This is a genomic window from Actinospineispora spinosispora DSM 44797, from assembly GCF_000429025.1.
In the GTDB taxonomy this organism is placed as follows: domain Bacteria; phylum Actinomycetota; class Actinomycetes; order Mycobacteriales; family Pseudonocardiaceae; genus Pseudonocardia; species Pseudonocardia spinosispora.
Genome location: NZ_AUBB01000055.1, coordinates 24127 through 31110, shown reverse-complemented (window position 1 = coordinate 31110; position 6984 = coordinate 24127). Strand labels below are relative to the sequence as shown.

Here is a 6984-nt window from a genome sequence, read left to right as displayed (position 1 = left end):
CTGGGAAGAATTCGTGCCGTTCCTCGACTATGACGTCGAGATTCGCGGGATGATCTGTTCCACGAACGCGATCGAATCACTGAACGCCCGCTACCGGCGGGCGATCCGCGCGAGAGGGCATTTCCCGACCGAGCAAGCCGCGATGAAGTGCCTGTACCTTGTGACTCGCAGCCTGGACCCAACCGGGACAGGCCGCGCCAGGTGGACAATGCGCTGGAAGCCAGTGATCAACGCATTCGCCATCACGTTCGGTGACCGCTGGCCGGGAGCCGAGACCTACTGAAACTGACGCCGGAAACACCGATCACGAGACAGACCCAAGCGATGCGGAACTGCTGCGGAAACCCCTCGGGGTAGACCGACTTTTCAAGCACAATGGTGCAGTACTCCACTATTGCCCGCGGTTCGTTCTTGAAGAAGGACTGCGAAAATGCATCGATCTCGGCGTTGTACTGAGGTGCCCCCGCGTAGTGGTCCAGTCGTTGTGCGAGTCCGATGCCTCAAGATTGAGGTGGGAGGACGTGCTTGATGGGCAAGCGTCGCCGGCACACGCCGGACCAGATCATTCGTAAGATCGCCGAGGGGCATCGGCTGCTCAGTGCTGGCCAGGAGTTGCCCGAGGTGTGTAGACACTTGGAGATCGCCGAGTCGACCTGGCATCGCTGGGTCGCGCAGTACGGCGGGATGAAGGCGAACGACGCCAAGAAGCTCAAGGAGCTGGCCGAGGGAAACTTTTGACCCCGAACCGCCGCCGCGCCGCGGTGGGGATGCTGCGTGAGCGGTTCGGGGTCTCCCAGCGACGGGCCTGCCGGGTGGTTGGCCAGCACCGCTCGACCCAGCGCCTGAGCCCGCCATACCCGGATGAGCGGGAAGCCCGGTTGCGGGAGTTCCTCCGCGTGTTCTCCCGCGAACGCCCACGGTGGGGGTGGCGCCGTGCGGCCAAGGCCGCCCGCCGAGCCGGATGGACAGTGAACGACAAGCGCGTGCAGCGGCTGTGGCGCGAGGAGGGCCTGCGAGTGCCCTACCGGCGGCAGAAGAAGCCGCTACGCGGGATCGGCGCCCCCGATCGGGGCGATGTGCCCAATCATCCCGAATGCCCTGTGGGCCTGCGATTTCCAGTTCGACACCACCGCCGATGGACGGACGCTGAAGATGCTCAACGTCATCGATGAGTACACCCGCGAGGCGCTCACGATCACTGTGGACCGCTCCATCGACGCCGGCAAGCTCGTCGTCGTCCTCGACCGCCTCGCCGCGCAACGGGGCGGGCCACCGGCATTCCCGCGCTTCGACAACGGCCCGGAATTCATCGCCTCCGCCGTGGCCGACTGGTGCCGCTTCGGCGGCACGCAGACCGTGTTCATCGACCCCGGCTCGCCTTGGCAGAACGCCTGGATCGGGTCCTACAACGGACGCCTGCGCGATGAGTTCCTCAACGCCCGGCGATTCGACACGTTGTTCGAGGCCCAGGTCCTCGTCGAGGACTGGCGCATCGACTAAAACCGCAACCGACCCCATACCGCCCACGGCGACCTGACACCCCGTGAGTTCGCCCAAGCCTGGACCAACCAACAACCAGCACTCGCATAGCAGCTGGACCAGTCAACGGGGACCCCTCAGACCTGCCCGTCGCTGCCGTGCACGACAACCTGCCCGCTACCGTCGTTGGCGACGATCCCCACGGCGCGATTGATCGCCTCGACCTGCGTGGGCGTCCTGGCGCTGAGCCGCTTGGCGTTGTCCTCCTCGACCTGCCAGCAGTCTTCGACGGGCACAACATGACGATCCAACATGGTGAGACCAACAATTGCGCTGGGCGCGGGAGTTGACACCCAGAGGGTGGAAAGCCGCTACTCGAGCCGGCGAAGTACTTCGCCTGAGCGCATTTCCTACCGAAATGATCTACCCGGTAGCACGGGAACTCTCCGCAGACCGCATTCCGTTCGCAGGAGGCCTGCCGGGTGCTCGGTTTGTCGATCAGCGGATCCCTAGGGCTGGCGCGACCGCCCCGGGCAGCGCGTGCATTGAGGCGCTTGTGGTCGCCTTGGCTGCTCCTCCAGAACCGCAACGCGGGGTGGCGAAGGTCCTTCTCTACCAACACATGGACGCGGCTGGGGACCGGGAGGTTCGCTATCGGTGTTCAGGGTTGGGGAAGTCCCAACGGCGCCCGTTGTCCCACTCCGGGCTCTGGTTTCCCCCGGCCGGGATGCCCCCGGTGGCGCTGAGCATGGCTGCGAGGTGCATCAGGTTGTAGGTCATGAATGTCAGGTTGCGGTTGGTGAAGTCGTTGCCTGGCCCGCCGGAGCCTTCATCGAGGTAGCTGGGTCCGGGCCCGACTCCGCCGATCCAGCCGGCGTCGGCTTGGGGTGGGATGAGGTATCCAATGTGCTGCAAGCTGTAAAGGATGTTGCTGGCGCAGTGTTTGATGCCGTCCTCATTGCCGGTGATCAGTGCCCCGCCGACGCGGCCGTAGTAGGCGTACTGGCCGGCGTCGTTGAGTTCCGAGGAGCTAGCGTAAAGCCGCTCGATGATCTTCTTGGTGACCGAGCTGTTGTCACCGAGCCAGATCGGGCCGCAGATGACCAGGATGTCGGCGGCCATCACCCGCCGCTGCAGCCGCGGCCATTCATCGGTGGCCCAACCGTGCTCGGTCATGTCCGGGTACACCCCGGTGGCGATGTCGTGGTCGATCGCCCGGAACTGATCCACGGCCACGCCGGCTCGGGTCATGATGGCGGCGCTGAGGTCGAGCAGCCCCTGGGTGTGGCTTTGCGAGGGTGAGCGTTTCAGCGTGGTGTTGATGAACAAGGCACGCAGACCCGCGAATCGGGGGTCCTCGTCGGGGCTGGGGCGTGTCATAGGGGCAACCTCGTTTCGGTAGGAGTCTCGCGGTGTGCCCAGCGGGCACCGGTAGTGACGGTGGGTCTGGTGCGGGGCTGGATCAGGATGGGAGGGAGTTCGGATCGGGCCAGGGCGCCGGCGGCCGTGGCGAGTCCGAGCGGCTGAACGATCGCGGGAAGCTCCCCAGCAGCTTCCCCGGTGCGGGCCAGCCAGAACGTGCACGACAGAACGTGTCATCGTCGCCGGTCAACCCCTCGTCACCGCGGCCCGCGCTCCAGCGGCCCTACCCAGAACCGCAAACACGTCCGCTGACGGTTCCCCACCTCGGGTCCTCCGCGAACGCAACCACCGATCAGCCCGTGAAGGTCTCCTTCACCTTGTCGACCAGACCGGGCTTGCCCGAGGGGTCCGGAGCGGCGCCGAGCTGCTGCATGATGCCCGCCTCGTCGGTGCTGCCCCAGCGCTCAACGATCTGGCCATTCTCGAAGCGCCCAATCTGCAGGCCGCGGACCTCGATGCGGTTGCCGGTCGGCGCGACCCCGTTGAAGTCGCCTTTGTGGGTACCGGTCAGGGTGTAGGCGAACGCGACGGAGGTGTCGTCGGCGACCATCGTCTGGGGTTCGAGGTGCGCGTCGGGGAACGCCGTGGTCAGAGTCCGAAAGAACGACCGGAAGCCCTCCCGTCCGGGGCCCTGTCCAGGAGCGGGGTCGCGGTCGATGGCGTCCACCGCGAACATGATGTCAATTCCTGAATCGATGTCGCCGGCGTTGATGAACTCGGCGGCCTTCACCTGGGTGGCAATGTTCTGTTCCTTCGTCATGGTGGCGGGCTACCCAGGTAAGCGCCGGGCACACCGCCCGGTGACACTTGTCTCACACCGGGATCACCTCAGGATCGTCGGACACGACGAGTGGCCCTGTGTCTAGGACACCAGCCGTCCAGGCTGACCGAACAGCAAGGGATGCGCCGGCCGTCGGGTGTGGTCGTGGTGGATTAGCGCAGGCTCTTGCGACGTGGATCGGCGCCCACCAACGGAGCGAGCAAGAAGGCACACAGCTGTGACTGTGGTGGCGGGCCCCCGCTGGACAGGGCCGGGCCGAGGCTGCGGGTGGGGTTGACCGACGTGGAGTTAACTGGGAGGGCGAGCAGGTGCGCGACCGGTCAGGGTCAGCCCGATCGGCAGGACGGCAACCGGTGGGGCTCAGCCGCCGATGTGACTGCGGGCGTTGTCGAGCAGCTGCGGGAGCCGCCACCATGGCCACGGGGCGCTCGAAGTCGACAAAGCGCAGATGATTTCTGGCCAAGCAACCCGGGACGAGCCGACATCTGTGCGCCCGAGTTGCGCCCGAGACGACCGACATCTGCCGACAGCGGGTGACACTCCACGACACCCACAAGTAGACTTGACCAGCCAAAACGACATACATTGACATCCGTCGGCAGTGCCCGACAGACCTTTGAGCCGACTCTTAATCAGCGGGTTCCCCCAAGTCCGCGCCATACGACGACTGTGTAGTCAACGCACAAACCTCACCGGAGTGGCGTCGTATGGCCCTTACTGCTCGGCAGGGGCGTCACTCCGGGTTGGGATACGGCAAGCAGGCTCAGCACGGGCCAGGGTGAAGAACCTACCTTGATCAAGTAGTAGTTCCGCGAACGAGGTGTACCGCCAGGACGCGGTCTCCGAGTCGAGCCGAGTTCAGCCTGCTCACCGCAGCTAGCTGCTCGACCCACTGCAACGCCGCTCGCTCCGGCACAGTCAGTTCGTCCATACATTCACATATCCACCACCGGCAGGGTCGCCGGAATCACTTCTCCTGGTGGTAGGCCTCGAGCACGTCGGCTGGGATGCGGCCACGTTCGGAGACGTTCATGCCGCGCTTGCGGGCCCATTCCCGGATGGCCTGGTTCTGTTCCCGATCAACCGCCGTCGTGGAGGCGCTCCCAGCTGCGGTTTTGCCTCCACGCCGTGACGCCGACGCGCGCCGGGCTGCCGCGACGTAGTCGGCCATTGCCGCGCGGAGCTTGTCCGCGTTATTACTGGACAGGTCAATCTCGTAGTTCCTGCCGTCGAAACCGAACTGAACGGTTTGATCAGCCTGGCCGCCGTCGAGGTCATCGACCAGGGAAACTACAACCTTCTGCGCCATGAGACATACCTCCACATGAGAGTTCAAGCGAGACTCGAGGCCTTGCAATGCGTTGAGGCCGCCCGCGAATGAAACCGACCCTACAATACGGACGAGGATTCACACAATCGCCATTACATGGCATCCGCATTGTGGACGCTCAGCGTTCACCCGCCGCGGCAGAGGGCCGCAAGGCTGTGAACTGCGGGTTATCCGGCAATCGCGGATGGCCCCGCAGGTAGCTCGCCACGCCGTATATCAATGACTCGTGTCGCGGTAATCCACGAATGCGCCGCACCCGGCGTGGGGTCTTGGCGGTGTTCAGGTGAGTTGTTTGTAAGCGCAAGGGCGTTCACAGCATTGGTCCAGCGCTGTTGCAGACCGTCCAGCAGGCCCACTTCGACCGCGGGGGCGACGCGGCTGTACACGTTCTCGATCTTGTCGGGCAGGATGTGCCCCAGTCGCCGTGCCTCGGCCACCTGAGGAACACCATCGGCGATCAACTACGTCTTATGACTATGCCGCAGCCCGTGAAACGTCAAACCCGGCGCCGCCGGCTTCAACACAACCCGAGGCCGGGCCCCACTGAAGCGTGCCATCCGCGGCAGGCCGCATGGCACAGCGAGCGAAGTTCGACCGACGCGGATGCTCCCCTTCCCTGGTCACGAACACAAACTTCGAGTCCTGGCTGGCCAGGTGCTCGACCAGCATCGGAACCAAAAACCCCGGCAGCGTAATCGACCGGGCCGATTCTGGGTTTTCGGCGGACCCAGGAACAATCGTCCGTCCACCTCGTGCAGCGCGCCCCGATCAGGATCGATCACCAACCGGCCCGCGGTCAGGTCGTGGTCGTGGTGAAAGTCGGTACGTTTGCAGACCGCATATCTCTCCCCACCGGCAGCCGCTCCACGCCGCGGTCACGATCATCAACCCAGCCCACACGCCGCACGTCGCCGCCGCGTTCAACGCCTGCTCCGGTGTGGCCCACACGATCTCGCGGCGTCGCTCCCGCCGTCTGCGCCCTCGACGGCATGGCCGGATCGGATTCGCCACGATCAACCGCTCGTCAGCGGCATCAGCCAACATCATCGACAAAATCTTCACAATCGTCGCCACAGTCGACTCCGCATAACCCGCGCGGCGCAGGTTCCGCGCCCACACATGCACATCCATACCGGAAATGTCGCCCACACCGGACTCGCCCCATCGCGGCACAATGTGCTTACGGGTCAAGCTGTTGTACTGCGACTCCGTCGCTTCCGCCACATCCAACGCCTCCAACCACCGAGGCGCCCACTCCCCCAGCCGCAGATTTCCCGCCGCCGGATCAATGAACGTTCCCCGACGCCGTTCGACATCAATCTCGGCAGCCTTGTCCCGCGCCTGCTCACGCGTCGTGAAACCAGTCAGCGAACCGTGCACACCATCGTCAGTCCAATACCGCACCCGCCACGAACCCGGCCCAACCTGCTCCGCGAACGCCCCCGTCCCCTCCACACCCACCGACAACCCACTGGTCATCACCAACAACCGTCACCGCACACCAGCGCTGATGCAGCCAGATCGACTCTCGACTCGACCACGAATGTCAATCCGCACCCACAGACGCACCAGCGCAAGCCTCGATCAAGCCGAGCCGATCACTGTCACGCCGCGCGACGCCCCGACCCCAGTGATCGACGCGGTATCGCTCGCGCGGGTCGCGCCGCGGCAGCCGCGATCGCATCCACATCCGCAAAGGCGGCGAACCCGCCGACCTCACGCGCGGCATCGACCCACGACCAGCCACTCTCACCACCACACACGCCCGCGAAAAGACATGCGCCTCTGCCCCTCGACCGTCGGGCCTGATCCGTCGGTCCGTAACTCATCACTCGACCACATCACGCCAGTACAAGGGCGATCATCCAGGCGAATCCGGACACAACCGCCACACGGCCACACAGCCCGTTGCACGCGGTTACCCCAACCAGTGACCCGGATCGGGCCAGTTCTCCGGCCTCAGACCGAGCTG

At 65.0% G+C, this 6984-nt stretch carries 7 protein-coding genes and 1 pseudogene; 2 read left to right on the top strand and 6 right to left on the bottom strand.

Annotation, left to right across the window (positions count from 1 at the left end; genetic code table 11):
- Both G406_RS0121925 and G406_RS48845 read left to right on the top strand, forming a co-directional pair.
- On the top strand, positions 1-283 hold a 283-nt coding region (locus tag G406_RS0121925), incomplete at its 5' end, for a transposase (RefSeq protein ID WP_028935445.1).
- Between the two features lie 245 nt (positions 284-528).
- Positions 529-1590: pseudogene (locus G406_RS48845) on the top strand (IS3 family transposase).
- Between the two features lie 26 nt (positions 1591-1616).
- Here G406_RS48845 and G406_RS56015 read toward each other — a convergent pair.
- The 6 genes from G406_RS56015 to G406_RS54380 all read right to left on the bottom strand — a co-directional run bounded on the left by G406_RS56015 (position 1617) and on the right by G406_RS54380 (position 6491).
- Positions 1617-1775: a DUF2188 domain-containing protein gene (locus G406_RS56015; protein ID WP_211241225.1), complete on the bottom strand. Its 159-nt coding sequence runs from the start codon at positions 1773-1775 to the stop codon at positions 1617-1619.
- Positions 1776-2130: 355 nt separating this feature from the next.
- The gene (locus G406_RS0121905) at positions 2131-2859 is read right to left on the bottom strand and encodes a flavodoxin family protein (RefSeq protein ID WP_028935444.1); all 729 of its coding nucleotides are present in this window, start codon (positions 2857-2859) and stop codon (positions 2131-2133) included.
- A 334-nt stretch (positions 2860-3193) separates the two neighbouring features.
- Positions 3194-3661, bottom strand: coding sequence for an ester cyclase (locus tag G406_RS48840; RefSeq protein WP_051342495.1), 468 nt, complete (start codon positions 3659-3661; stop codon positions 3194-3196).
- A 988-nt stretch (positions 3662-4649) separates the two neighbouring features.
- Positions 4650-4991 carry a histone-like nucleoid-structuring protein Lsr2 gene (locus G406_RS0121895; protein WP_028935443.1) on the bottom strand — a complete coding sequence of 114 codons (342 nt, stop codon included), beginning with the start codon at positions 4989-4991 and terminating at the stop codon, positions 4650-4652.
- A 188-nt stretch (positions 4992-5179) separates the two neighbouring features.
- The gene (locus tag G406_RS57150; RefSeq protein WP_156935064.1) at positions 5180-5473 is read right to left on the bottom strand and encodes a hypothetical protein; all 294 of its coding nucleotides are present in this window, start codon (positions 5471-5473) and stop codon (positions 5180-5182) included.
- Between the two features lie 307 nt (positions 5474-5780).
- The gene (locus tag G406_RS54380; protein ID WP_156935063.1) at positions 5781-6491 is read right to left on the bottom strand and encodes a hypothetical protein; all 711 of its coding nucleotides are present in this window, start codon (positions 6489-6491) and stop codon (positions 5781-5783) included.
- Positions 6492-6984: the final 493 nt, after the last annotated feature.

What these genes read in the sequence shown, in the direction of transcription:
- G406_RS54380 (WP_156935063.1), bottom strand. Translation starts at nt 6,491, where the DNA reads ATGACCAGTGGGTTGTCGGTGGGTGTGGAGGGGACGGGGGCGTTCGCG.
- G406_RS48840 (WP_051342495.1), bottom strand. Translation starts at nt 3,661, where the DNA reads ATGACGAAGGAACAGAACATTGCCACCCAGGTGAAGGCCGCCGAGTTC.
- G406_RS0121895 (WP_028935443.1), bottom strand. Translation starts at nt 4,991, where the DNA reads ATGGCGCAGAAGGTTGTAGTTTCCCTGGTCGATGACCTCGACGGCGGC.
- G406_RS0121905 (WP_028935444.1), bottom strand. Translation starts at nt 2,859, where the DNA reads ATGACACGCCCCAGCCCCGACGAGGACCCCCGATTCGCGGGTCTGCGT.